At 32.6% G+C, this 24,935-nt stretch carries 21 protein-coding genes and 1 pseudogene; 10 read left to right on the top strand and 12 right to left on the bottom strand.

Annotated features, from left to right (window positions below; genetic code table 11):
• Window positions 1-60: 60 nt before the first annotated feature.
• Together EAG08_RS11945 and uvrB are read left to right on the top strand one after the other, a co-directional pair.
• Entirely contained in the window at window positions 61-1,128 is a 1,068-nt protein-coding gene (locus EAG08_RS11945) for an energy transducer TonB (RefSeq protein ID WP_129535629.1), read from the top strand.
• Window positions 1,129-1,181: 53 nt separating this feature from the next.
• A complete protein-coding gene (uvrB, locus tag EAG08_RS11940; protein WP_129535628.1) occupies window positions 1,182-3,173 on the top strand; it encodes an excinuclease ABC subunit UvrB in 1,992 nt (663 codons plus the stop codon).
• 69 nt (window positions 3,174-3,242) lie between these two features.
• Here uvrB and EAG08_RS11935 read toward each other — a convergent pair whose 3' ends face one another.
• The 4 genes from EAG08_RS11935 to EAG08_RS22125 form a co-directional block, all read right to left on the bottom strand.
• A complete protein-coding gene (locus EAG08_RS11935; RefSeq protein WP_129537263.1) occupies window positions 3,243-3,497 on the bottom strand; it encodes a DUF3820 family protein in 255 nt (84 codons plus the stop codon).
• Between the two features lie 16 nt (window positions 3,498-3,513).
• The gene (locus tag EAG08_RS11930; RefSeq protein WP_129535627.1) at window positions 3,514-4,608 is read right to left on the bottom strand and encodes an AI-2E family transporter; all 1,095 of its coding nucleotides are present in this window, start codon (window positions 4,606-4,608) and stop codon (window positions 3,514-3,516) included.
• Entirely contained in the window at window positions 4,608-5,342 is a 735-nt protein-coding gene (locus tag EAG08_RS11925) for a beta-carotene 15,15'-monooxygenase (protein ID WP_129535626.1), read from the bottom strand. Before EAG08_RS11925 ends, EAG08_RS11930 begins: the two co-directional genes overlap by 1 nt.
• 347 nt (window positions 5,343-5,689) lie before the next feature.
• Window positions 5,690-6,133 carry a hypothetical protein gene (locus tag EAG08_RS22125; RefSeq protein ID WP_228446542.1) on the bottom strand — a complete coding sequence of 148 codons (444 nt, stop codon included), beginning with the start codon at window positions 6,131-6,133 and terminating at the stop codon, window positions 5,690-5,692.
• Between the two features lie 47 nt (window positions 6,134-6,180).
• On the opposite strand from EAG08_RS22125, the gene EAG08_RS11915 reads away from it, so the two are divergent.
• Window positions 6,181-7,158: an aminodeoxychorismate synthase component I gene (locus EAG08_RS11915; protein WP_129537262.1), complete on the top strand. Its 978-nt coding sequence runs from the start codon at window positions 6,181-6,183 to the stop codon at window positions 7,156-7,158.
• Window positions 7,142-7,768 (top strand): aminotransferase class IV, encoded by a 627-nt coding sequence (locus tag EAG08_RS11910; protein ID WP_129535625.1) that lies wholly within the window; start codon window positions 7,142-7,144, stop codon window positions 7,766-7,768. The genes EAG08_RS11915 and EAG08_RS11910 overlap by 17 nt, the downstream gene beginning before the upstream one ends.
• A 199-nt stretch (window positions 7,769-7,967) precedes the next feature.
• Here EAG08_RS11910 and menD read toward each other — a convergent pair.
• Window positions 7,968-9,643: pseudogene (gene menD, locus EAG08_RS11905) on the bottom strand (2-succinyl-5-enolpyruvyl-6-hydroxy-3-cyclohexene-1-carboxylic-acid synthase).
• Window positions 9,644-9,730: 87 nt separating this feature from the next.
• On the opposite strand from menD, the gene EAG08_RS11900 reads away from it, so the two are divergent.
• Window positions 9,731-10,681: an isopenicillin N synthase family dioxygenase gene (locus tag EAG08_RS11900; protein WP_129535624.1), complete on the top strand. Its 951-nt coding sequence runs from the start codon at window positions 9,731-9,733 to the stop codon at window positions 10,679-10,681.
• A gap of 135 nt (window positions 10,682-10,816) precedes the next feature.
• Here EAG08_RS11900 and EAG08_RS11895 read toward each other — a convergent pair whose 3' ends face one another.
• The 7 genes from EAG08_RS11895 to EAG08_RS11865 all read right to left on the bottom strand — a co-directional run bounded on the left by EAG08_RS11895 (window position 10,817) and on the right by EAG08_RS11865 (window position 17,979).
• Window positions 10,817-12,121 (bottom strand): HlyD family secretion protein, encoded by a 1,305-nt coding sequence (locus EAG08_RS11895; RefSeq protein ID WP_129535623.1) that lies wholly within the window; start codon window positions 12,119-12,121, stop codon window positions 10,817-10,819.
• Window positions 12,111-14,306, bottom strand: a complete 2,196-nt coding sequence (locus EAG08_RS11890) for a peptidase domain-containing ABC transporter (protein ID WP_129535622.1) — start codon at window positions 14,304-14,306, stop codon at window positions 12,111-12,113. The genes EAG08_RS11895 and EAG08_RS11890 overlap by 11 nt, the downstream gene beginning before the upstream one ends.
• An 11-nt stretch (window positions 14,307-14,317) precedes the next feature.
• Window positions 14,318-15,394, bottom strand: coding sequence for a grasp-with-spasm system SPASM domain peptide maturase (gwsS, locus tag EAG08_RS11885; protein WP_129535621.1), 1,077 nt, complete (start codon window positions 15,392-15,394; stop codon window positions 14,318-14,320).
• 162 nt (window positions 15,395-15,556) lie between these two features.
• Complete coding sequence (locus tag EAG08_RS11880) at window positions 15,557-16,495, bottom strand: hypothetical protein (RefSeq protein WP_129535620.1); 939 nt, start codon at window positions 16,493-16,495, stop codon at window positions 15,557-15,559.
• Window positions 16,488-17,468, bottom strand: coding sequence for a hypothetical protein (locus EAG08_RS11875; RefSeq protein ID WP_129535619.1), 981 nt, complete (start codon window positions 17,466-17,468; stop codon window positions 16,488-16,490). Before EAG08_RS11875 ends, EAG08_RS11880 begins: the two co-directional genes overlap by 8 nt.
• 117 nt (window positions 17,469-17,585) lie before the next feature.
• Window positions 17,586-17,789: a hypothetical protein gene (locus tag EAG08_RS11870; protein ID WP_129535618.1), complete on the bottom strand. Its 204-nt coding sequence runs from the start codon at window positions 17,787-17,789 to the stop codon at window positions 17,586-17,588.
• A gap of 10 nt (window positions 17,790-17,799) precedes the next feature.
• Window positions 17,800-17,979 (bottom strand): hypothetical protein, encoded by a 180-nt coding sequence (locus tag EAG08_RS11865; RefSeq protein WP_129535617.1) that lies wholly within the window; start codon window positions 17,977-17,979, stop codon window positions 17,800-17,802.
• Between the two features lie 378 nt (window positions 17,980-18,357).
• Here EAG08_RS11865 and EAG08_RS11860 point away from each other — a divergent pair, with 378 nt between their 5' ends.
• The 5 genes from EAG08_RS11860 (at window position 18,358) to EAG08_RS11845 (ending at window position 24,923) form a co-directional block, all read left to right on the top strand.
• On the top strand, window positions 18,358-20,088 hold the full coding sequence (locus EAG08_RS11860; protein WP_129535616.1) for a helix-turn-helix domain-containing protein: 1,731 nt from the start codon (window positions 18,358-18,360) through the stop codon (window positions 20,086-20,088).
• A 196-nt stretch (window positions 20,089-20,284) separates the two neighbouring features.
• Complete coding sequence (locus EAG08_RS21385; protein ID WP_164998569.1) at window positions 20,285-20,452, top strand: hypothetical protein; 168 nt, start codon at window positions 20,285-20,287, stop codon at window positions 20,450-20,452.
• Window positions 20,453-20,860: 408 nt separating this feature from the next.
• Window positions 20,861-21,154, top strand: coding sequence for a hypothetical protein (locus tag EAG08_RS11855; RefSeq protein WP_129535615.1), 294 nt, complete (start codon window positions 20,861-20,863; stop codon window positions 21,152-21,154).
• Window positions 21,151-22,704 carry a CocE/NonD family hydrolase gene (locus EAG08_RS11850; protein ID WP_129535614.1) on the top strand — a complete coding sequence of 518 codons (1,554 nt, stop codon included), beginning with the start codon at window positions 21,151-21,153 and terminating at the stop codon, window positions 22,702-22,704. Before EAG08_RS11855 ends, EAG08_RS11850 begins: the two co-directional genes overlap by 4 nt.
• A 20-nt stretch (window positions 22,705-22,724) precedes the next feature.
• A complete protein-coding gene (locus tag EAG08_RS11845; RefSeq protein ID WP_129535613.1) occupies window positions 22,725-24,923 on the top strand; it encodes a prolyl oligopeptidase family serine peptidase in 2,199 nt (732 codons plus the stop codon).
• The last annotated feature ends 12 nt before the right edge of the window (window positions 24,924-24,935 follow it).

Genomic DNA, 24,935 nt, shown 5'->3' with positions numbered 1-24,935 from the left:
ACAGCAAAACTTACAATTAACACACCAATTCAATTTCAATAACACAAAAAAAGATTCATTATGATGACAAAAACAAATTCAAAATTTGCGGAGGCAAAAAAGTATTTAGCTATACCTCTATTTATTCTGCTTGCAGGTTTTTTTGTGGAGAAAGTCTATGCAAAAGATTCTTTACCTCAAATTTCAGGCAAAACTGAAAGTATTTTTGCGGAAGATCCTTACACTGAGTTTAATAAGATAATTAAAAAATATGGTAATCTTATAGAACTAAAAAAATATGCAGAGTTTGAGAAAACTGTAAGTTTATCTGACCGAGAAAAACTTAAAGATCTCTATTTTCAACTTACGAAAGAACAGAGAGACGCAACTCCATTTTACTTTTTTAATATAAAAAAATCTGAAAAAATTAATGTAACCCAAAATCAACTTAATGATTTTAAGAATTCGAAAAAATACGGTTTATGGATTGACGGTAAGAAAACCAAAAATCAGGATCTACAAAACTACAAGCCCGAAGATTTTTCACATCAATCTGTAAGCAAGAGGTACCCTAATGCTATAAGCGCAAAAAATCCTGAACCTTATCAGGTAAATTTAATGACACATCAATATTTTCAAAATTACCAAAATGAAAAGGAAAAAACCTTCATGGGTTTTAAAGCAAAAGCGTTCATCAAAGGAAAAGATACTATCACTCCGGGAAAAAATGTAGATACAAAATTGAAAGAGGTAAATTCTCAAAATTCTGATTCAGATGCAAAAAAAGTTCAGGATCTTTCTATTCCACCACCACCTCCTCCATCAACTAATTTTGTACAGGCAGAATTTCCGGGTGGCACAAATAACTTTAGGAATAAGATTGCAGGAATTTTTGATGGGTCAGTTTTTAAGGGTGATGAAGGTACAGTTAAATCTGCAGTTTACATTGCAATTGATGAGAACGGTAATATTGATAAAGTAATAGCAATTGGAGATAATAAATTATTTAATAATGAAGCCGAACGAGCCGTAAAATCAGTAGTTGCAAATACAAAGTGGAAACCCGCAACAGATAACGGAAAACAGGTAAGAACAACATTCAGCCTACCATTGACAATGACATTTGAATCTACGAAAAAAACACAATAAATTATATTCGGGAGTCCTCTTTAGGACTCTTTTTTATTTCATAAATTTGATGTATGAAATTTAATCTTCAATCAGAATATAAACCAACCGGAGATCAACCTACAGCCATTGAAAAACTAACTGAAGGTTTAGAAATCGGTGAAAAATATCAGACTCTACTCGGGGTGACAGGTTCCGGGAAAACGTTTACCGTTGCCAATGTCGTTCACAATACACAGAAGCCAACTTTAGTTTTGGCTCACAATAAAACTTTGGCAGCTCAGCTTTTCATGGAGTTTAAAGAATTCTTCCCCGAAAATGCTGTTGAATATTTTGTGAGTTACTACGATTATTATCAGCCTGAAGCTTACATCGCAAGTTCAGGAACTTATATTGAAAAAGATCTCAGCATCAACGAAGAAGTCGAAAAACTTCGACTTTCGGCGATTGCAAGCTTACTTTCAGGACGAAGAGATGTTTTGATTGTTGCTTCAGTATCATGCATTTACGGTGTTGGAAACCCTGCGGAATTTCATAAGTCTTTGATTTCACTTGAAATTGGTGAGAAAACAACAAGAACAGCATTACTCCATTCTTTAGTTAATGCTTTATATTCCAGAACATTGGCAGACTTTTCGAGAGGTACGTTTCGTGTAAAAGGAGATGTAGTAGATATTTTCCCAGCTTATGCAGATAACGGCGTAAGAATTCAGTTTTTTGGAGATGAAATTGAAAAAATCCAGAGTTTTGATCCTATTTCAGGAAATACAACTGCTAATTTTGACCAGATTCAAATTTACCCTGCCAACCTTTTTGTGACCTCAAAGGAAACTTTGAATGGAGCCATCAGAAATATTCAGGATGATATGGTCAAACAAGTCGACTTCTTTTCTGAAATCGGAAAACCTTTAGAATCAAAAAGACTTCAGGAAAGAACAGAACTCGATCTTGAAATGATCAAAGAATTAGGTTACTGCTCAGGAATTGAGAATTATTCACGCTATCTTGATGGAAGATTACCGGGCTCAAGACCTTTCTGCCTTTTAGATTATTTCCCGAAAGATTATTTGATGGTTATTGACGAAAGCCACGTTACCGTTCCACAGGTTCATGCCATGTATGGAGGTGACAGAAGCCGTAAAGAAGCTTTGGTAGAATACGGATTCCGTCTTCCTGCTGCAATGGATAACCGTCCTCTGAAGTTTGAAGAGTTTGAAGGAATTCAAAATCAGGTAATTTATGTTTCCGCTACGCCGGCAGATTATGAACTGGAAAAAACAGGCGGGGAATATATTGAACAGATTATCCGTCCGACCGGACTTCTAGATCCGATTATTGAAATTCGTCCTTCTTTGAATCAGATTGATGATTTAATGGAAGAAATCAGAAAACGCGCTGAAATAGATGAAAGAGTTTTGGTAACTACTTTAACCAAGAAAATGGCTGAAGAACTGACAAAATATTTTGTAAGATTTGGCATCAGAACAAGATACATTCACTCTGATGTTGAAACTTTGGAGCGTATTCAGATTATGCAGGATTTACGTCTTGGGATTTTTGATGTTTTAATTGGGGTCAACTTATTGAGAGAAGGATTAGATTTACCGGAAGTTTCGCTCGTTGCAATTCTTGATGCCGACAAAGAAGGAATGCTAAGAAGCAGAAGATCAATGATTCAGACGGTTGGTCGTGCGGCAAGAAATCTTAACGGAAGAGCCATTTTATACGCAGACAAGATTACCAAATCAATGCAGGCAACTCTCGATGAAACCGAATACCGTCGTGAAAAACAAATAGCTTACAATCTTGAACACGGCAAGGTTCCGATGGCTTTAAATAAAAAGATCTCTGAAAATCTCGTTGGAAGAAGTAAAGATTTCCCAGACGAAAAATATACTCAGAAACAAATTTTACAAAAAGTTGCCGACGTAAAAGCAACCTACGCAACAGAAGATGTAGAAAAATTAGTTGCTCAAAAGCAGAAAGAAATGGAAGGCGCTGCTAAAAATTTAGACTTTATAAAAGCGGCACAGTTGAGAGATGAGATTGCAGCTTTGAAGGGTTAATTTTATATCTATTTAAAATTTCGGTGGCTCCCTTTGGGAGCCACCGAAATTTTCTAATAAATCTATTATTTAGAACTTATAAACCTTCGTCTTAGGCTTCTCATACTCCACTTTCCCTCCACGAAGCGGCGTCAACAAATCCATCAAACCATTTAATTTTATCTCATAAATTGTCGCCAATTGCATTCCCAGTTTTCCTTTTGGCATCCCTTGTCTGTTAAACCATTCTAAATAGCTTATTGGTAAGTCAGCCAAAACAGTGTTTTGATACTTTCCGAAAGGCATTTTCACCACACAAATTTCCTGTAAAATTTCAGGATTTATTCCCTGCTCCATTTTTTTAAACTATTAAATCAATTTTATTTTCCAAATCGTCATTATTCCCTTTACTGGAAAGTTCAAGTTCTGGGGTATCATCATCCGAAAATTCGTTTCTGTAAACCTGAATCAAAAGAAGGGTAAAAGAAACCAAAATCGGCCCGAATACTAATCCCATGAACCCAAACAAATTCATTCCCATAATGATTCCGAAAACAGTATTTAAAGGATGTATATCTTCAAGTTTTTTTAATAAAGTAAAGCGCAGAATATTATCTGTAAGACCTACAACAACCAAACAGTAAATTCCCAAACCAATCCCCGGACCGGTTTGTCCTTCAGCAATCATAAAAATACAAATCGGGACATAAATAATGGCTGCTCCCACAATGGGAATCATCGATGCCGCTGCTGTCAAAGCAAAAAGAAGAATGGGACTTGGCGCTTCAAAAATGAAATATCCAATCAAGGCAATAATCCCCTGCCCAATAGCTACAACAGGAATTCCTATCGCATTGGCCATAATTAATTTACGCATCTTCTCACCAATCATAGACACATTTGCCCTTTTCAAAGGTGCTGCAGAAGCCAAAATCCTTTCAAACAACCTCGGTCTTTCAAACATAAAATAAAGAATAAAATACATCGACATGACCACAGTAAGGGTGTTGAAAGTACCACTTAATGCTGTTGTGGAAAAACGACCAGCCGTTTCTTTCACCTTCACCATATTTTCTTTACTTAAGAGATCAATGTTAGTTTTAGAATAAACAAAATCATGAATTTTATCGATAAAAACATTGAATTTGTTCATGTAAGCCTGTGCATTTCCAAGTTTTTCTATCAAAAGATCGGCAATGAAGTAAATCGGGAGAATGATAATAATCAAACTCGCCACCATCAAAACTAAAGCCGAAGCCCAAGGTTTCCATTTCCTCTCCTCCTGAAGATAGAAATTATACTTTCTGCAAACGACATAAATCGTAATTGCCCCTAATACAGAAGGTATAAAAAGTGCTAAGTTAAAGCAAATTAAAGCCGCCAAAATCAATATAATAGCGAGCAGAGCAATTTGCTTGATAACAACACTGCTGATTTGTTTTTCGTAGTTTGACATTATTTGTAAGTTATTTGTCTTGGTTTACCGAGATAGGCACAGTACACAGAGTACATGGCGATATAAATAAATGGATAAGTAAAAATCAGACCAAAACAACAAAGTAATACTCCAGAAATCGAAATAAGAGCCGATAAAATTCCGGTTCCTAGAAAAATACCGTAGTTTTCTTTTGCAATGTTGTAGGTTTTTGAAATTGCATCCATTGCATTTGCATTCTCAAATAAAAGAACGGGATAACCCAAAAGAAATAACGGAAAAACAAAAAATACAGGAATCACACACATCATCGCTGCAATAGTAAGGATGATATTGGTGATCAGACTATACAGTAAAATGTTACCCAAATTTTGACGATAACCAATAAACAAATCTGAAAATTCAACAGGTATTTTAGTATTAAATTTATTGGAAATATAAATTAATCCAACAAAAAGTGGAGATAAAAGAATCGTGAACAAACCTGTAAATGAATAATACAAAGTCATTCCTGGACGATTAAAAAGAATTTCTTTGTAAGCATCCTCATCAAAATCTTTAAAATCGCTGTAATTCGTGTAGGAATTAAACCCAGAAATAGATTTTATGATGGAATCTCCTATGATGTAGATAATCATTACAACCAGAGCATAAAGAAAAACCCCTTTATACATCTCGAAAGCATGCGAAATAATGGATCCTGTATCTCGATTGGGAGCAGAACCTTGCTGGTCAAATTCGTTAAAGTCAGACATGGTTTAGATTTTTTTAATGTTTCTCAAATTTAAATTTTTTCGAGAACAAATCTGTTACCATTCTAAAATTTAACTTTCTTCTGTAAAAATGGTTTTATAAAGTGAATAAATCATCGCATTCCAAAAAGGAAAAGTAAATAATATTCCTATAAAAAACAGTGCGAAACCAACATATCTAAAAATAAAGGCTACAATAACACAGACAAATATTTCTATGAAATACATTTTTAACACTTTCCAGTTTATAGAAATTGCTTCGAATATTGTTTTATTCTGAAAAAACATCAATGGAGCAACAAAAAGCGTTACCATAACCCAAAAAACAGGAATAATAAGTGTAACCGTAGTCAATCTAAAAAACATAAACCAAAAAGAAAATAACTGACGTAACGGAAAAAATTTAATCCTTTATATCCTGCAAACAAATCACCTAAGCTTATTGGTTCTTTCAAATCTATCTTTTTATAAATTTGAAAAAATCCTAAATTTAAAGGATAAAGAAATATTAAAATTCCTGAAAATGCATAATCAAAATAAATAACATTTTCTGTAGTACCCATTTTTTGAACCTGCTCAAGATAAGCTTCCTGACCTTTTCTAAATGCATCTATAAGTTCGGCATTGTAAGAAGAAATTCCATAATAATCTACAAAGAAAAAAAATGCTGTAAAAAATACCGCAAAATAGATGATTGAAAACATCACCTGAAAAAGCAATGTTCTGTTCCAATAATAAAACGCTTGTTTTAAGATAAAATCGAGTCCCGGTTTTTGTGGATATTTCTCCTGCATTGAAAATATTTTGTGCAAAAGTAAACATCAATAACTACTTTTGCGGAATGTTTTCGGCAAATCATCAAAAATTTATTGAAATGGACGAACTTTCACTTCAGAAAGTTCCCTTTTTCTTTATCATAGACTTTCTCGTTGACAAGGTAGAAATTTTTAAGGAGAATGAAATTAATGAAAACGGTTTGTTAATTGATTTTCAGTCATTTTCAAACACAGAAAAACAGGAAGCATTAAATAAAAAAACAGAATTGAAATCTTTTCCTGAATCGCTTGAAAGCTTTCAAAAAGGTTTTGATCATGTTCAACGTAATATTCGCTTAGGAAATTCATACTTAACGAATTATACCCGAAAAACAAAAATTGAAACCAATCTGAGTTTAGAAGAAATTTTTTATCATTCTCAGGCAAAATACAAGGTTTTATATAAAGATTTTTTCGTATTTTTTTCTCCTGAAACTTTCGTCAAAATAATCAGTGATAAAATCTTCACTTATCCGATGAAAGGAACGATTGATGCATCTTTGGAGAATGCAGCAGAAGTTTTGAAGAACGATAAAAAAGAAAAAGCCGAACATTACACTGTTGTCGATTTGCTTAGAAATGATTTGAGCATTGTCGCAGATGATGTGAAGGTGGATAAATTTCAGTACATTGATTTTCTGAAAACACATCAAAAAGATCTTTTTGCAATGAGCTCAGAAATTTCAGGAAATCTGAAGTCCGAATTTAAAGGAAAAGTGGGAAGCATTATGCAAAAACTTTTGCCTGCAGGTTCTATTTTAGGTGCACCAAAACCCAAAACTTTAGAAATTATTTTGGAAGCAGAAGGCTTTGACAGAGGTTTTTACACCGGAGTTTGCGGTTGGTTTGATGGTGAAAATCTAGACAGTTGTGTGATGATTCGTTTTATCGAAAAAGAAGCCGATCAACTGTATTTCAAAAGCGGCGGCGGAATCACGCACATGAGCAAGTTAGAAGACGAGTACGAAGAAATGAAAAATAAAATCTATGTCCCAATTCATTGAAAGCATTAAAGTAGAAGATCAGGAATTGTTCCTGCTAGAATATCACCAAAAACGTGTCAACGATACTTTTGCCCATTTCGGGAAAGAAGGTTCTATTGATTTGGAAAAAATCTTTAAAAACCTGAATCATGATGAGGATGGCTTGTACAAACTAAGATTAACTTATGATCTGGATAAGAAATTCAGAACCATGATGATTCCTTACGCAATACCGGAGATACAGGATTTTCAATTGGTGGAGAATAACATTTATGATTATTCTTTTAAGTTCGAAGACCGTAAAGAACTAGAGAAAATGAAGATGAAATCTAAAGCTGAAGAAATCATCATTGTAAAAAACAACCACATTACCGACACTTCATTTTCTAATCTTTTATTCCAAAAAGGGAAAGAATGGTTTACCCCGTCAACTTATCTTTTAAATGGAGTTCAAAGACAGCATCTTTTAAAGAAAAAGAAAATCAAAGAAGCAGAAATCACTTTACAAAACATCAAGGAATTCTCACATTTTCAATTAATTAATGCGCTAAATGACTTTGACGACATGTTCATTTATCCTATTTCGAAGATTACTAATCTTCCGGGGAATGATGATTATTTGGATATGTAAATTTAAAATATACTCTCGCAGATTAAACTAATTAAGCAGATTTATTAAATTATAAATCTGCTTTTTTTATCATTACGATTTTTTAAGGAGTTTAGAATATTAAAATTTAGCTTCGCCGTAAGAATTTATGCTTAAAAAATCTACAGATTTTTCTTAACCTATCTTAACTGCTTAACTTTCCTTAATGGTTCAACATTTCTTAGTTTTCCTTTAAAAAATTAAAATAGGCCTTCTGCGTATCCGCATTATTCTTCCCCTGTGTATTGACTTCCATGATCTTAGGTTGCACATCAGGTTTAAAGAAATTATCAAAAACACGGTCTAAAGTTCCGTCATCATCAACTTTTACGTAAGAAAAACCGAAATGCTTCGCTAAAAACTCGGCATTTTTATGATGTTTTGTTGAGATAAATTCGTCAACCGTATTGGAGTTGGCATTTCCTGGCCCGGGAATAATTTTGAAGATATTTCCTTCCCCGTTATTGAAAATAATAATTCTTGTAAACGGTGGAATATATTGATTCCAAAGTCCATTGATGTCGTAGAAGAAACTTAAATCTCCCGTAATCAACAAAGTCGGATTTGCATTTTTTATGGCAAAACCCATTGCTGTGGAAGTTGAACCGTCAATTCCGCTGGTTCCTCTGTTGCAATACATTTTTCTTTTACCAAAATCAAACAACTGTGCATAACGAATTGCCGACGAGTTGCTGAAATGAATATTGTAATTTTCAGGAATGCTTTGCGAAGCTTTATTAAAGAAATAAAAATCTGAAAACTCTGTTAAATTTAAAAAGTCTTTATGTTTTTTATCTTTTTTATCCCTTAAAACATCCCAAAGATTGTAGTAAGGCCTTGGCTCTAAGTTGATGAAATTTAATAATTTAGAAAAGAAAAGCTCTGGTTTAATCTCCAATTTCTGCGTTAAAGCAAAATAGGTGTCAGGTTGCCAAACCTCATCCAAGTGCCAATGCTGTTTCGGATGTGCATTTCTTAGAAACTGTTTTACTTTTTTTGAAACCACGTTTTGTCCGACCGTAATCAATAAATCCGGAGCATACGTTTTAAAATCCTCTTCTGTAAAAGCAAAAATATAGCGATCAATATGTTTGAAAAACTTTTCGTGATATAAATTTGAATTAGCTTCGCTCAAAACAACCACTGAATGATTTTTCACCAATTGCGCCAATTGATTTTCCAGTTCCGGACTGTAATCTTTTGTCCCAACCAGAATCATAATTCTCTGTGAAGTATTCCATTCTGCTACTAAATTTGATGGGATTTCGTATTCTTTTTTCTTGATTGTTTTCTCAACCTTAGGAAAAGTCGGAAGTTCAGAAACTAAGTCATACAAAGGTTCTTCCAAAGGAATATTGATATGAACCGGACCTTGCTTTTCAAAACAAAGCTCGATTGCTTTTTTATAATATCTGAATTGATGCTTTCTGCATCATCTTTGCTGTCTTCCACCAATTGAAAATCTCCGTAAGAATGCTGATGGAAAAGATTGTTTTGTCTAATGGTTTGTCCGTCAAACAAATCAACATAATCAGTCGGTCGGTCTGCCGTCAAAATTAACATCGGAATGTTTGAATAAAAAGCTTCGGTCACGGCAGGATAATAATTTGCAGCTGCAGAACCGCTTGTACAAGTAATTGCAACGGGTTTTTTCTCGCTCATTGCCATCCCAAGAGCCACAAAGGCTGCACTTCTTTCGTCAACAATACTATAACAGTTGAAATCATCCACTTCCGAAAAATGAATCGCCAAAGGAGCATTTCGAGATCCCGGAGATATGACAACGTCTAAAATTCCGTATTGCTGAAAAAGATTGGCAAGTACCTGAATACTTCTCTTGGAGGAATATTTTTTCATAGAGCAAATTTAGTTTATAAATAATTAATTGTAAAATGATTTAATTCAAAAAAACTGTATTTTAGCATCACGTAAAATTTCTATAAAATGGATAAAATACCTAGTGTAGACCTGCGTGATTTCCTTTCGGACAACCCGGAACGCAAACAGAAATTTGTAAATGAAATCGGAAAAGCTTACGAAGAAATTGGTTTTGTTGCCTTAAAGGGACATTTCCTGGATGACCAACTCGTAGATGATCTTTATGGAGAAGTAAAAAACTTCTTTGAACTTCCCACAGAAACCAAACAAAAGTACGAGATCCCCGGAATCGGCGGACAACGTGGTTATGTAGGTTTCGGAAAAGAAACTGCAAAAGGATTTAAAAAAGGCGATTTGAAAGAGTTTTGGCATTTCGGGCAGTATGTTTCGGATGACTCAAAATACAAAAGCCAGTATCCCGACAATGTCATCGTAGACGAACTTCCAAAATTTAATGAAGTAGGAAAGGAAACTTATCAAATGCTAGAAAAAACAGGAAAATATGTTTTGAGAGCGTTGGCATTGTACCTTGGTCTTGATGAGTTTTATTTTGATGATAAAATTGCAGAAGGTAATTCTATCTTAAGACCAATTCATTATCCGCCAATCACTCAGGAACCGGATGATGCAGTAAGAGCAGCTGCTCATGGAGACATCAACTTGATTACTCTTTTGATGGGCTCTCAGGGAAAAGGTCTTCAGGTACAAAATCATAAAGGAGAATGGATTGATGCGATTGCAGAACCAGACGAATTGATGATTAACGTTGGAGATATGCTTTCGAGACATACCAATAATAAATTAAAGTCTACGATTCACAGAGTGGTTAATCCGCCAAGAGAATTGTGGGGAACTTCAAGATATTCTATCCCTTTCTTTATGCACCCGGTGAGCGAAATGTCGCTGAATGCGCTTGAAAACTGTGTAGATGAAAACCACCCTAAACTGTATGAAGATACAACTGCAGGAGAATTTTTACACGAAAGATTAATTGAATTGGGATTGATCAAAAAATAATTTTAAAACCGGACGTTGAGTTCGGTTTTTTTATTTTCAAACAGTATCATCTGTGAAAATCTGTGAAATCCATGGAGAGTAATTCTTCCCACAGATTTCACAGATTGACACAGATTTTTTTAAGTTGAATCAGATTTATGATTGATACCCCAGCAATTTTCTGATCTGATAGAAAAACCTTTCAATCAATCTAAGATCCTGAGTAACGATTTCTGCATTTCCTCTCAGTTCTTTATCAAACTTTAAAGTTTTGTTATATGATGTTTTTAAGCCTTTTGGCAGAACAACATCTACGTAATAATTTCCTTTATCATCGGGAATCAGAGAGATGTTTTGCACTCTCCCTTCAATGATTCCGTATTCCTGAAAACGGTAATTGTCTAATTTAATTAAAACTTTTTCTCCGGGAATAATCTTCCCAGAATTTGCTGTCGGCACAGACATTCTTCCCACCAGTTGCTCTGTATGATCTGGTAAAATTGAAACAATCGGATCTCCCGCTTTTACGAATTGATTTTCACCATAAAACTGCTGAAAACTCGCCATTCCGTCGGTAGAAGAAACAATGAGATAGGTTTGCTCCCATTGTTTAAGAGATTTTCTTAATTGCTCAAATAGCTGCAGAGTCTGGGATGAATACGTAATTTTATCTTTTTCGGTATTGATGGCCGCTCCACTTTTTGTTTTATTGAGATTCGAAATACTTTCTTGCATTTGAGATAAAGAAATACTTATGTTTTCTAAATTCTGCTGAGCCTGAAGGTATTTTAGTTTTTCGCCTTCCAACTCTACCGCCGCAATTACGCCCTGATTGAACAACTCTTGTGATCTCTGATAATTCTTGCGGGTGAGTTCAGTTTTTGCAGCTTCAAGGTTTCTCTGCTGTCTCAAATTAATAATTCTGCCTCGTGATTCTGAGATACTTTGATTGGCAGCAAGGTTTTCTGGTGCATAAGGCTGCAATCTTGTAAATAAATTCTCATCTTGGAAAGCTTTTGCAAAGCTATTGTAATCGGCTTGAAGTTCGCCCAGTTTATAATGGGAAGCTTCATTCACGGGAAAAGAAAGCAATTGATCAGAAGCGATAGAATCTACTATTTTTTTCAACTTTAAAACATCCTGATAGTGTGCAGTAGACTGCAAAACTAACAAAACATCGCCCTTTTTTACCTTCTGATGATCTTTGATGAATATTTTTTCGATTTTCGAACTGCTTCTTGCCTCGATTTTTTCCGGTGGATTTTGTGAAGTCACAATAATAGGTGCCGGAACAAATTCCGGATATTTGATGATGTAACTCATCGCAAGAATCATCAATAATATGATTAATATAATCGTATTTCCCCATCGGAACATCCAGTGTGGCGGTTCTGTGAGAATATCCTGAACACTTTCTGAGCGGAGTTCTATATTGTCTAAAATGTCTTTTTTAGTTTCCAAGTTCTAACTGATTTTTAACGAGTCTGTAATATTCACCTTTTAAAGATACCAATTCCGCATGATTTCCCTCTTCCACCACTTTACCTTTATCTAAAACGATAATTTTATCCGCATGTTTTACGGTTGACAATCTGTGGGCAATCACAATGGCTGTTTTACCTTCAAAAAACTGTTCCAGATTTTCCATGATTACTTTCTCATTATTCGCATCCAAAGCACTTGTGGCTTCATCGAAGAAAATATATTCCGGAGATTTATAAACTGCTCTTGCGATGAACAATCTTTGTTTTTGTCCGCCACTCACACCAAGTCCTTCGTTTCCGATTTTTGTGTTGTAGCTTAAAGGCAATCCTTCAATGAACTCTTTGATATTGGCAATTTCGACTGCTTTTCTCAGTTTTGATTTATCTACATAGTCTTCACCCACTGCAATGTTGTTTGCAATCGTATCATTAAAGACATATCCTTCCTGCATTACGACGCCACACTGATCTCTCCAGAATCTTGGCGAAATATTTTTCATCTGGGTATTCCCAATTTTTATTTCGCCCTCGTTGGGTTCATAAAATTTCATTAATAATTTTAAAAGCGTCGTTTTTCCACTTCCGCTGGCTCCGACGATTGCCGTTGTCTTCTGATAAGGAATATTTAAACTTAAATTTTCAAAAACAGGAACATCCGAACCAATATATCTGAAAGACATATTGCTGATTTCGATATCTTTTTCCGGAATTTCGGTAGCATATTGCTCATCTTTACTTTCTTCGTCTTCCTTATCGTGAATTTCGCCCAATCTTTCCAAAGAAATTTTAGCATCCTGAGTCTGTTTGATAAAATCAATGAGTTGTAATAAAGGGCTATTCAATTGACCGATAATGTACTGAACAGAAAGCATCATCCCCAAAGTAAGGTTTCCTTCCAAAACCAATTTGGCAGAAAGAAAACTCACCAGAATGTCTTTCATTTGATTGATAAAGTTTCCACCGACAGACTGCCATTGCTCAAGTGAAAGAGATTTTATTCTGATTTTAAATAATTTAACCTGCAGAAACTCCCAATCCCAACGTTTTTGTTTTTCGGCGTTGTGCATTTTGATTTCCTGCATACCGTTGATGAGCTCAATAACTTTGCTTTGTTCTTGGGAAACCTGTGAAAATCTTTTGTAATCGAGTTCTTTTCGTTTTCCGAGGAAAAAAGTGATCCATCCGATATATAAAATCGCACCAACCAGATAAACAACAAATAATCTGTAATCATAGAATAGTAAAACGATACTGAAAATGATCAAATTGACTAATGAGAATAATGTATTCAAAGAAGAATTGGTCAAAAGCTGCTCAATTCTATGATGATCGTTGATTCTTTGCATGATATCCCCCGTCATTCTCGTATCAAAGAAACTGATGGGAAGCTTCATTAATTTAATAAAGAAATCTGAGATAATCGAGATATTGATTCGGGTGGAAAGGTGAAGCAAAATCCAGCTTCGGATGACCTCAATTCCCATTCTGCCAAGAAAAAGCATAACCTGAGCCAATAAAACCAGATAGATAAAATTAAGATCCTGATTCTGAATCCCCACATCCACAATACTTTGGGTAAGGAAAGGAAGAATCAAAGAAAGTAAACTTCCCGCCAGTAAACCCACCGCCAACTGAACGATCAATGATTTATACTTAAGCAGATGCTTTGAAAGAAAAGAAAAACTAGCTTTACTTTCCTGATCGTCAAATTCAGTTTGGAAAAACGCAGGTGTGGTTTCAAGGATCAATACGATTCCTTCTTCTGTATTTTCATTGGCATTTTCGCCGATCCATCGTTTGATAAATTCTTCCCTTGTGTAGGTAATTAAACCATAACTCGGATCTGAAATGTAAACAATGCTATTTTTATCGATTTTATAGACAACTACAAAATGATTTTTGTTCCAGTGTACAATACAAGGGAAAGGAACTTCTTCAGCCAATGTATTAAAATCGATCTGCACTCCCAAAGAACGGAAGCCTAAATCTTCAGCAGCATCGCTCAAACCAAGCAGACTGCTTCCTTCTCTTGTCGTTTCTGAGAGGTTACGAATTTGTTGTAAAGAAATGCTTTTGCCGTAATATTTGCTGACTATTCTCAGACATGTGGGACCGCAGTCTTTGGAATCCGGCTGAAGGTAAAAGGGGAATTTTTTTGCCAATTAATTGTGATTTAATATTTCTTAACCAATTCTTGCACGCCATAGTACTTTATCGCTTTCTCTTTGAGTGGGTTGATACTCCACTCTTCCCACTCACCAGTATAAGGATCATAACCACATTTTAAAGGTTTTGAAATATCTAATCCTTCTTTATCTTCATGTGTCCTTTCAGTATAAGCTCTGCAATCTGTACAAATATAACGAAACTCACAATCTTTGCAAACTTCTATTTTATCCTTGGTAAGATTCCAATATTTTTTGAAGTCTTTGTGATGTAAGGCTTCTTCTAAGGTTGTATCTTTTATATTTCCAAAGCTTTGGGGCATGGAAGGGCAGTTCTTAATATTTCCATTTACATCAATTCCCATTTTTTTATGAAGGCATGAATTGTGATGCAATGATTCCAAAAAAGAATATTTATTAAGTGTAAATGCAGCTTCATAAACTATTCCGCATGATTTTTCTGAATTCAGATTATCTGTGGAATAATATATAAAACTTTTGCTATCTGACGAATAAATTATTTCACTCGAATTGCTATTATAGACCTGAAGATAAAAAACTCTGTTTATATCAATCAATTCTTTATAATTAATATCATCACTAAATGGTAGTATAAAACCAACAGAGCTTATAAATAGTGAATTTTTCTCAATAATATTTATGATGCTATGAATTTCAGATTCTGTGGCTAAATGAAAGAACCGAAACTCTATGGTTTGACAGAGCAATTCTGACAACTGAAAAATAACATGTTCTAGTTCAGAAAAAATCTGAGGAGATATATCAATAATAGCATTACTTATTTTGCTTGGAGCATAAAAATTATCATCTATTTTTGGGAACAAATCAGGAATGTCTGTTATAAAAACAAACTCATTTTCGATTAAAAAATTGATATTATCAAATAAATTGACATCTATTATTTGAATTTCTTCTATATTAATTTCTTTGCTTTCATTTTCTACAATCCATTCATATAAATCAGCCGGAATATTTATAATGTTATTTCTTTGTATATCACAGATCAAATAATTTGTATAACCTTTTACCAGCTTACAGCTTTGGAAAATTTTTAAAAAACTCATAATTTTATTTCGATGATTCGGGAAACAGGTTTATAGAAAGTTTCCATTTCCTTATAATTATTCTGAAGTGAAGATATCTTTATAAATCTATTACGGACAGCTATCTCCGGAGTATAACTCTTTTTTGTTTTCGAGTTAAAAATATGGGTAGAATTATAAGAATTAGTCTTGATTTTCTTTTTTTTCATTTTTGATAAGGTCTTCGGCTATATATTTTTCGATATTATAATTACAGTTCTCAGACAACCAATTGAATTGTCCCTGTGGATTATTTTCTAAAAAATAAAACTCATTTTCAGCACTCACAATTAAATCAACTGAGCCGGTATTTATATTTTTCGCTTTGAAAAAAGCAAATATCTTTTTCTCAATTTTTTCAGGCAGTTTTACAGGTTCACATCGGTTGGGAGTTTCCAGATTATAATTGCGATAATCGTATTTTGTCTGTGTATCTTTTTGCGAAAAAATTGCCATTGGAAAGATCTTATCTTTAAAAAAGAAAGCTCTTATTTCATATTTTTTCTCTATATATTCTTGAAATAAGCTTAGTGAAAAATGGCTTTTTAATTTTCTTATATCATTTTTTTTAACCCGATATGTTCCAATATCACTGAAAGTAAAACCTTTGGAGTTCAAGCTTATTGGTCTTCTTATAGATTTTGTGATCAATTTTCTTTGACTAGCAAAGGCTATAAGTTCTGTTTTTGAATTGGTTATAAGAGTTGCCGGAATTTTTATTCCCAAAGATTCAGCAATATGTAGATCATATAATTTATTATGCTGGTCTTCTTCATTAAATTCACCTATATAATTACTTTGATGATCATTTTTATAAATTTTTTCCCAGCCTTTAAGCAACATGTTGGTTTCCTCTCGTACATATGTATCAATAGAGTAATCATTGATGAACCTTATTGTACTGAGTTTTCCTCGTCGGTGATATATATTCTTCGTGTTTTTTTGTTGAGAGGCTCCCAGATAAAAAGAAAAATCAGTAAAGTCTTCTACATTATGCCTTTTGAAATCGAAATTGTAATACAATAACCATTTACAGATTTCATCGGTGCTCTTATCTGTTTTTTGAGTAATAATCTCAATCATATCCTTTTACTCTGCTTAATAATTCTTGATATAGTTGGTCTTCCGTAAGAGTATAACCTTCAGGCAACTTTTTGCCATAAATTAATTTATCATATAATAGGGGGGGAAATCCGATTTGCTTTAATCTTGCATCGATACCACTAATATCTTTTATTGGATATACTTCAAAATAATCTGAATAAGTACCATATACTTGTTTTCCGCTATTAATTATTTCGTATTCATCATCAAACATTGCAAAGAAACTTTTATGAAGGTTTCCATTTTCTATTTCTTTTTTTATAAGAGGTTTGAAAAATTTCCAGAACTTACTGTTTTCATTCTTGTATTCTTGTCCTCTCTGATGCCATAAAATAATCCAACCTTTATCTTGGTAACCATATTTTTTTGTAATTTCAATTAAAGAATTAGTAGTAATAGAATCAACTTCTATCATTTGTTGATTAAAAATGCTATCCAATCTTTTTTTATCCTTAATATTTCTAGGGAGTTTTTTTGTAATATTAATGTGTAGGTTGCGTATATTTTGATCTTTTTCAATGAGTTTTTCTACTTCTATATAAGCCGCAATACTTTTCTTAGATTTATAATATTCTTCAACATAATTTTCATAGTTTACTTCTATATCTGTAAAAATTTGATCTTTTTTAAATTTTTGCAGTCCTTTGTATTCTAATACAAATTCTTTAGGAGCGTTATATCCAACAATAGCTTCAACAATATATTCTTTCGCAAGTTTTCTATTATTAATCTCAAAAGCCACTGATGCAGCATCTAATAAGTCATTTGAGTCTTCGACTTTATGTAATTTAAAAGCCTTGCCATATCTATTATTAGATGATTGATAATCTTTTTTATAAGCATCCATTTTAGCGAGATAAATAAAGTTTTTGCTTAAAATATATTTTTCCTCAGAAGTTTGAGAAAACACTAAGATGATTTTTAATAAAAATATTAATGTAAAAAACTTCATAATTTCTTTTTTTAATTAGGCTGTTTTCACAATTGTGAAAACAGCCAATTTTAATTATTCTTCTTCTTGATATCGAAGAATTTTCAACTAAAATAAATAAGTTTGAGATTACTTGTATTAGTTTGTACTCGAATTAACAGCAACAATCGAAACAATTTTATCGCCTTCATCTGTTTGCCCATTTCCATTGTTATCAACATAAACATCCTCCCAATGTACTTTCAATAAGGTCATGCTACTGTGTTGTAAACTCGGACCTCTTCCAAAAATATTTTTTGCATTTTTAGAATCTATTTTTTTAGAATTAAGTCTAGAATTCATGTACGTCAATTTAACCATTATTTCCACAATCTACAGATACACACATTGTCATTGATTCATCTGATCCTCTTTTTCCATTTCCGTTAGCATCATACCAAGAATCTGTAGTATGTACAGTACAACCGTTAGCATCTTTTGTATCTGGTGGACTTGTTGTCACCCATTGTCCACATCCATAAATATTCGACATTGCTTGGATTTTAATTTCTTTGTTTTTAAGATTTGTTAAATTTTTCATCTTGTTAAATTTTAAATTTAGTAATTAATTTTGCCATACAATCCCTGACATGGGTTTTTTGCTGATCAGCGCTTCATATTTATAATTTTGTACTGTACACATACAAAAAATAAACATTTGTGTTTTTGTTGAAGCAAAGATGCAGGAGCTTTATGAAAAAACAAAACATGATATATCGAAATTGGTAAATTTCGGAAGTTGAGTATTCTAAATTGATAAAAACCATCACCAGGAATAATTATAAATACTTAATATTCAAAATATTAATAATAATATTTAAAAAAGGATTAAATTCTAAAAAAAATGTAATTTTGCATCATAAAAATACAAATGTTTCGATTTTTTTCTATTATTTTAATTCTGATCTCCCAAAATTTATTCTTTTCGCAAAGCATAAAAAACTTTGCAGTACCAGATTCTTTGAAAAATAAAAACCTCGAAGAATTACAAAAATCTTACGATAAAGTTTTTAGAATTGATAATAATAAGGCAGAAATATATGCAAATACAATTTTAAGAAAAGGAAAAAAAGAAAGAAATAATGATCTTATCTATGACGGATATTATAGAGTAGCTCATACAAAAGGTCTAAAATCTGAAAATGGGCATCCGTATGCTGATTCTTTATTAATGATTACAGAAAACGTTAATACAAAAGAATATCCGGCGAAAGCACATATTATAAAAGGTATTTTATACAATTATGATTGGAAATACGCAGAAGCTCTTGATCATTATATTGAAGCGCAAAAATTATCCAAAAATAAAAACTCAGATCAGTTCTTCTATATCAAAAAGCTTATCGGAATCCTAAAAACAGCTACTGACGAAAACAAAGAAGCTCTTCCCCTTTTCTTAGAATATTATAATTATCAAAAACAAAAAATCAATACAAAAGATCAAGATGTTAAAAGCTATATAGGCTCAATCTTTTCTGTAGCAAATTGCTATAATAAAGACAAGCAATACAAAAATGCTTTAAATTATATAAATATTGGACTTAAGGAATGTAATAGATTTAAAGATTATACACACTACCCATATTTTGTATCAGGAACAGGGATTGCTAATTACTATTTGAAAAATTATAAAATAGCTTCTGATAACCATCTGGAAGCCGAAAAGAGTTTTCTGAAAAATAATGATTACGGAAATTTAGCTATAACTTACTATTTCTTAGGTAAAATCAATCACGATATTCATAAAGATAACATTGCTGTAATGTATTTTATCAAAGCGGATTCTGTTTTGGCTTTTTCCAAAGAGTTTTACCCAATTACACGGGATGGTTATGAAGTCTTGATTGACTACTACAAAAAAACAGGAGACAAAGAAAAACAGCTTAAATATATTGACAAATTATTCTACGCAGACAGTATAATCAATAACAGTAAACAGTATCTGTCAAAAGAAATTTATAAAAAATATGACACCCCACTATTATTAGAGAAAAAAGAAGAACTAATTAATGATTTAAACAACAAAAACTCTGTGTTATACTGGTGCTTAGGGGGCGGGTTGATTATTCTTTCAATATTGCTTTTTATGTTCACTAAAAACCGAAAGAAAGTAAAAGAATATCAAAAGCAAGCAGAACTCTTATTAACAAACTCACTAAAAGAAAGCTCACTTCAAATAACACCAGTTCATAATAATGACATTATTGAAAGTAAATCTATTGGAGAAAAGGTTAGGAGTACAATCCCAAATAATATACTACAAGAATTAAAATCAAAACTTATGTTGTTTGAAGTCAATAAAGATTTTCTACATAAAAATATAACGATAGATGGATTAGCAAAAGATTTGGGAACAAACCGTGATTATCTTTCAAAATCGGTTAATGAACTAAAAGGAAAGAATTTTTCTCAGTATTTGAATGAATTGCGGATTAATTATATCGTAGAAGAACTAAAGAGTAATGAAAAACTGAGGAAATATACCATATCAGCAATTGCAGAAGATATTGGATTTAACAATCCTGAATCATTTTCTAATGCTTTCAAGAAAATTACAGGAACATTGCCTTCATATTATATTAAATTGTTAAACGAGCAGTGATAAAAATAACAGCCTGATTATTAGTCTCTTGCGGAATAACAGTACATGGTATTTATCAATTTCGACTAATAGTTTTTTTAGTATTTAAAATAAAGAGCTTAATTTGCCACCCAATTAATATTTTAAATATCCTATAAATGAAAAAGAAAAACCAATTTGAAAAAAATTATCTTTAAAAAAATTACAAATTACTCAGTTGAATATCATTAAAGGTGGTGGTGGAGATGATGCTACTATGACAGGTGGAGATACAACAAATACTAAAACCCCACCAAAAACAGCTACAACTACAAAATTACCCCCTATTGTTATTCTTGGAGGTGATGATGGAGGAAACGGCGGCGGTGGAGCTGGGTATTATTAATATTTGAAAAATGAATAAAAAGTATTTTCTGTGTATTTTATTTCTGTTCTTAGTATCATTATGTTTTTCTCAAAAACTATATTTTAAGAAAATAGAATTTGAAAATCCTGAATTTGAAAATAAGCTCCTTACTCTAAGTAAGGAGCTTATGGAATTATATAAAGAAAGTGATTCTCTCAAATTCAATGACAATTATATGAGATTTCAAATGTTAAATAAAAACTATGATGGTGCTTTAAAAACATTAAATAACTTCCGCAATATTTATAAAAATTCATATCCAGACTATTCAAGGATGGCAGGAATTCAATTCGAAATTTTTATTTTGGCTAAAAAAGCTTCAAACAGAACGAAGATATTAGACCAATTTATCAAAAAATTCTTGAAAAAAAATATAATGAACTTCCGTTGTCTTCAAAAAGCCTTGTTCCTGATGCTTTCAAATTTAAAGATGGTTACAATAAAAAGGAAATAAAAAAAATATTAAAAGATAGTATATCAGAAGATAGTATTACTTTAAAAAATGCAATCTTACTTTGCAGACATTTTAATTACCACACCATTATTAAAGAAACTTTTGCAACAGCGATTCCGTTATTAAAAAAATTAGATAAAGAAGAATTTTTAGTGAAAGATAGTGTTATCGTTAAAACAAAAAATGGGAACGAAATAACTCTTTACTATGTACTTGATAAAAAATAAAGCAACCAAAGCCTTCTATTTTACATTTTTCAACATACCTCCGTAATAATGATTATTTTATTTCTAATGCAAAAACAAATGCAAATAGAGGCTATAATATTATATATGCTTTTAGCAGAGGGATTTATTTAAGTAAAGATCAAATTACACCATTTGAATTCGAAATTGAAGATGTAAATGAAGTAATAGAATGGATTTCTAAGCAGCCTTGGAGCAATGGAAAAGTAGGAATGATTGGAGGAAGTTATGACGGTTTCAGTCAATGGGCAGCAACAAAAAATCTGCACCCTGCTTTAAAAACAATAATTCCTTCCGCATCTGTAGGCTTTGGAATTGATTTTCCTATGTATAATAATTGCTTTAGTCCCTATATGTTACGTTGGTTAAGTTATGTAAAGAAGGAAACTGACCATAAACTTTTTAATGATGAAAAAAAATGGCTTTCCATATACAATTCATATTATAAAAACGGAACTGCATTTAATAAATTAGACAGTATATACGGAAAAACAAATCCTATATTCCAGAAATGGCTAAAAAATCCGTCTTTTGACACTTATTGGCAATCAAAACTTCCTTATAAAAAGGATTTTGCAAAAATTAATATTCCTGTTCTGACGCTTACAGGATATTATGACGCAGATCAGAGAGGAGCAATGTACTATTACAATAATCACCTTAAATATAACAAGAAAGCAAACCATTATTTAATAATTGGCCCATATAGTCACAGCGGAGTAGTTTCAGGAGTTGAGGGAGAATATAAAGGGTATAAAATCGATTCTGTTGCAAATATTGATTTAGAAGATCTTTCTTACAAATGGTTTGATTATATTTTGAAAGGACAAAAAAAACCCGAGTTTTTAAAGGATAAAGTCAATTACCAAGTAATGGGATCCAATCAATGGAAAAGTGCGCCAAGCATTGATAAAATAAGCAATAGTACCCTTAAGTTATATTTAAATAAAAAGAAGCTTGACAAAATTAAGTCTAAGAAAAATTTTATTATTCAAAATATCGATTTTGCAGACAGAAGAGATACCCTGCAAAGTTTTAATGATGAAAAAATACTAGATAGTGTAATTTATAAGAGAGATTTAATTGAAAAGGTTGTTTTTGAGAGCGAAACTTTTGATGATTCTTTCGAAATAAATGGAAGCTTTACAGGGAATTTAAAAGCTTCTATAAATAAAAAAGACATGGATATTACCCTAAATATTTATGAAAAACTTGCCAATGGGCAATATTTTAAATTAACACACGAGCATTTTGCAAGAGCAAGCTATTCCAAAGACAACACAAAAAGAAGCTTACTTAAACCCAATAAAATAGAGACAATCCCTATTAAAAATACATTTTTCACAAGTAGAAAAATAGAAAAAGGCAGCAAGTTAATTATATTATTAGGTGTAAGAAAAAGTCCTGATGCACAAATTAACTACGGTACTGGAAAAGATGTAAGCGAAGAAACAATAGCTGATGCAAAAGAACCATTGGAAATAAAATGGTACAACGACAGTTATATAGAAATACCAATTTTAGAAAAATAATGTGTCTTAATAAAAAGCTCATGAAAAAAATAAATTTCATTCTTTTTGTATTTATTTGTGTAATAGCAACAGCTCAAAAAACCAATTTAGCACCTTCAAAACCTGTCACTGATGAATATTTCGGAACCAAGATAGTCGATGAATATAGAAATCTAGAAAATTTAAAAGACCCTGCTACCGTCAATTGGATGAAATCACAGGCCGATTACGCAGATTCCATACTCGACAAACTTCCCTATAAGCAATACTTTATTAATGAAAGACTGAAATTTGATAAAAGGAGCGGATATAAAGTATCAAATTTGAAAATTACAGGAAATGATCTATATTTTTATTTAAAGCAAACCGCTGACGAAAAAATTGAAAAACTATATTGCAGAAAAGGATTCAAGGGAAAAGAAGAAATTTTATACGACCCCTCAACCTTTATCTCCAGATTTGATCCTGCTTCAAGGCAAAAACATAATTTCACTATAAATTATATCAATCCAAGCTGGGACGGAAGGAAGATTGCTATTTCATTATCCGAAAACGGAAAGGAAACCTCCGAAGTCATCATCATGGATGTCAAGACAAAACACATTTATCCGCACGTAATTACCAATCTTGAACCTACAAATATTGGACAGGTAAAATGGCTTGAAGACAATAATAGTTTTTTCTATACCTATTTTCCATTAATCGATTCAGATTCACCTGAGTATAACAAAAATACGGAAGTAACCTTTTACAGATTAGGTGAAGATCCCAAAAAGCATAAAAATGTTTTTTCCAAAGTCAATAATCCTGAATTAAATATTGATGAGAGCAGATTTCCCGGAATTGTCCAGTTTAATCAGGATGACCCCTATTTCATTGGAAACTTAGGTGATGTAGATGATTACACCGACACTTTTATTATCGACAGAAAAGACTTTGAGCAAGGCATTAAAAGCTGGAAGCCGCTCTATTACAAAGCAGATAAAGTATATGAGAAAAAGCCTTTAGGAAAAGAACTATATTTTATGTCAGGTTACAATTCACCTAACTTTAAACTTTGCAAAACAAACCTTGAAAAACCGGACTTTAAAAATCCCGAAATTTTAGTTCCTGAGAAAAAAGACGAAGTCATTCAAAGCTTTGAACTTACAAAAGACGGAATGTACTATACAACCACTAAAAACGGTGTTGATTCCAGATTTTATCTCTATAAAAATGGGAAAGATACTCCAATCAAACTACCATTTGTTGCAGGAAGTGTAGAAATTCAAACAAAAGGGAAAGACTATCCTCATGTTTGGGTCTATTGTTCCGGTTGGGCCAATGAAACAAGAAGATACAAGTATAATATAAAAACAAATCAATTCAATGAAGAAAATCTCATTCCGCCAACCAAATATCCCGAATTTGAAGGGGCAGTTATTAGAGAGATCAGTATAAAATCTAGGGACGGTGAAGACATTCCACTAACATTGATTTACGATAAAAATCTTAAAAGAAACGGAAATACCCCTGTTTTAATTGAAGCATATGGAAGCTATGGAACCATTCATACCCCTTTCTTTGCCAAAAGTTATTTAATGTGGGCGAAAAAAGGAGGAATTATAGCGATTGCCCATGTAAGAGGAGGTGGAGAAAAAGGAGACAGATGGCATAAAGCGGGCTACAAACAAACTAAGCCTAATACTTGGAAAGACTTGATTGATTGTACAGAATATTTGATAAAAGAAAAATACACCTCAAAACATAAAGTGGCAATTTGGGGGTCAAGTGCAGGAGGAATTACAATAGGAAGAGCTATTACAGAAAGACCAGATTTATTTAAAGCTGCTATCATTAGTGTAGGATCTACCAACACAATCCGAGATGAAGTAACTCCAAATGGTCCCGGTAACGTTCCTGAATTTGGAACAGTAACGAAACCAGATGAGTTCAAAGCTTTATTAGAAATGGATGCTTTCCACCATATCAGAAAAGGAGAAAAATATCCCGCCACTCTCATAACTGCCGGAATTAATGACAGCCGTGTTGTTTCGTGGATACCTACAAAATTTGCAGCAAAACTAATAGTAAACGATGTTTCTGATAATCCTATCTTTTTAAAAATTGACTACGAAGGCGGTCATGGAGGTGGTGTTGATCTTCTGCATACATATGCTAATTTAGGAGAGATTTTCGCCTTTGCTTTTTGGCAGCTAGGTCATCCGGATTACCAGCCAAAAGAAAACACAAAAAAATAAATACATAGATCT

The sequence above is a fragment of the Chryseobacterium sp. 3008163 genome (genome assembly GCF_003669035.1).
In the GTDB taxonomy this organism is placed as follows: Bacteria; Bacteroidota; Bacteroidia; order Flavobacteriales; family Weeksellaceae; genus Chryseobacterium.
Note: the sequence above shows the minus strand (reverse complement) of the source record. Positions and strands in the feature narration are given on the sequence as shown.

Excerpts from the sequence above, each read along its gene's own strand:
- EAG08_RS11845 (WP_129535613.1), top strand. The coding sequence starts at position 22,725 with ATGAAAAAAATAAATTTCATTCTTTTTGTATTTATTTGTGTAATAGCA.
- EAG08_RS11860 (WP_129535616.1), top strand. The coding sequence starts at position 18,358 with ATGTTTCGATTTTTTTCTATTATTTTAATTCTGATCTCCCAAAATTTA.
- uvrB (WP_129535628.1), top strand. The coding sequence starts at position 1,182 with ATGAAATTTAATCTTCAATCAGAATATAAACCAACCGGAGATCAACCT.
- EAG08_RS11930 (WP_129535627.1), bottom strand. The coding sequence starts at position 4,608 with ATGTCAAACTACGAAAAACAAATCAGCAGTGTTGTTATCAAGCAAATT.
- EAG08_RS11925 (WP_129535626.1), bottom strand. The coding sequence starts at position 5,342 with ATGTCTGACTTTAACGAATTTGACCAGCAAGGTTCTGCTCCCAATCGA.
- EAG08_RS11910 (WP_129535625.1), top strand. The coding sequence starts at position 7,142 with ATGTCCCAATTCATTGAAAGCATTAAAGTAGAAGATCAGGAATTGTTC.
- EAG08_RS11870 (WP_129535618.1), bottom strand. The coding sequence starts at position 17,789 with ATGAATTCTAGACTTAATTCTAAAAAAATAGATTCTAAAAATGCAAAA.
- EAG08_RS11875 (WP_129535619.1), bottom strand. The coding sequence starts at position 17,468 with ATGAAGTTTTTTACATTAATATTTTTATTAAAAATCATCTTAGTGTTT.
- EAG08_RS11880 (WP_129535620.1), bottom strand. The coding sequence starts at position 16,495 with ATGATTGAGATTATTACTCAAAAAACAGATAAGAGCACCGATGAAATC.
- EAG08_RS11900 (WP_129535624.1), top strand. The coding sequence starts at position 9,731 with ATGGATAAAATACCTAGTGTAGACCTGCGTGATTTCCTTTCGGACAAC.
- gwsS (WP_129535621.1), bottom strand. The coding sequence starts at position 15,394 with ATGAGTTTTTTAAAAATTTTCCAAAGCTGTAAGCTGGTAAAAGGTTAT.
- EAG08_RS11915 (WP_129537262.1), top strand. The coding sequence starts at position 6,181 with ATGTTTTCGGCAAATCATCAAAAATTTATTGAAATGGACGAACTTTCA.
- EAG08_RS22125 (WP_228446542.1), bottom strand. The coding sequence starts at position 6,133 with ATGCAGGAGAAATATCCACAAAAACCGGGACTCGATTTTATCTTAAAA.
- EAG08_RS11865 (WP_129535617.1), bottom strand. The coding sequence starts at position 17,979 with ATGTCGAATATTTATGGATGTGGACAATGGGTGACAACAAGTCCACCA.
- EAG08_RS11945 (WP_129535629.1), top strand. The coding sequence starts at position 61 with ATGATGACAAAAACAAATTCAAAATTTGCGGAGGCAAAAAAGTATTTA.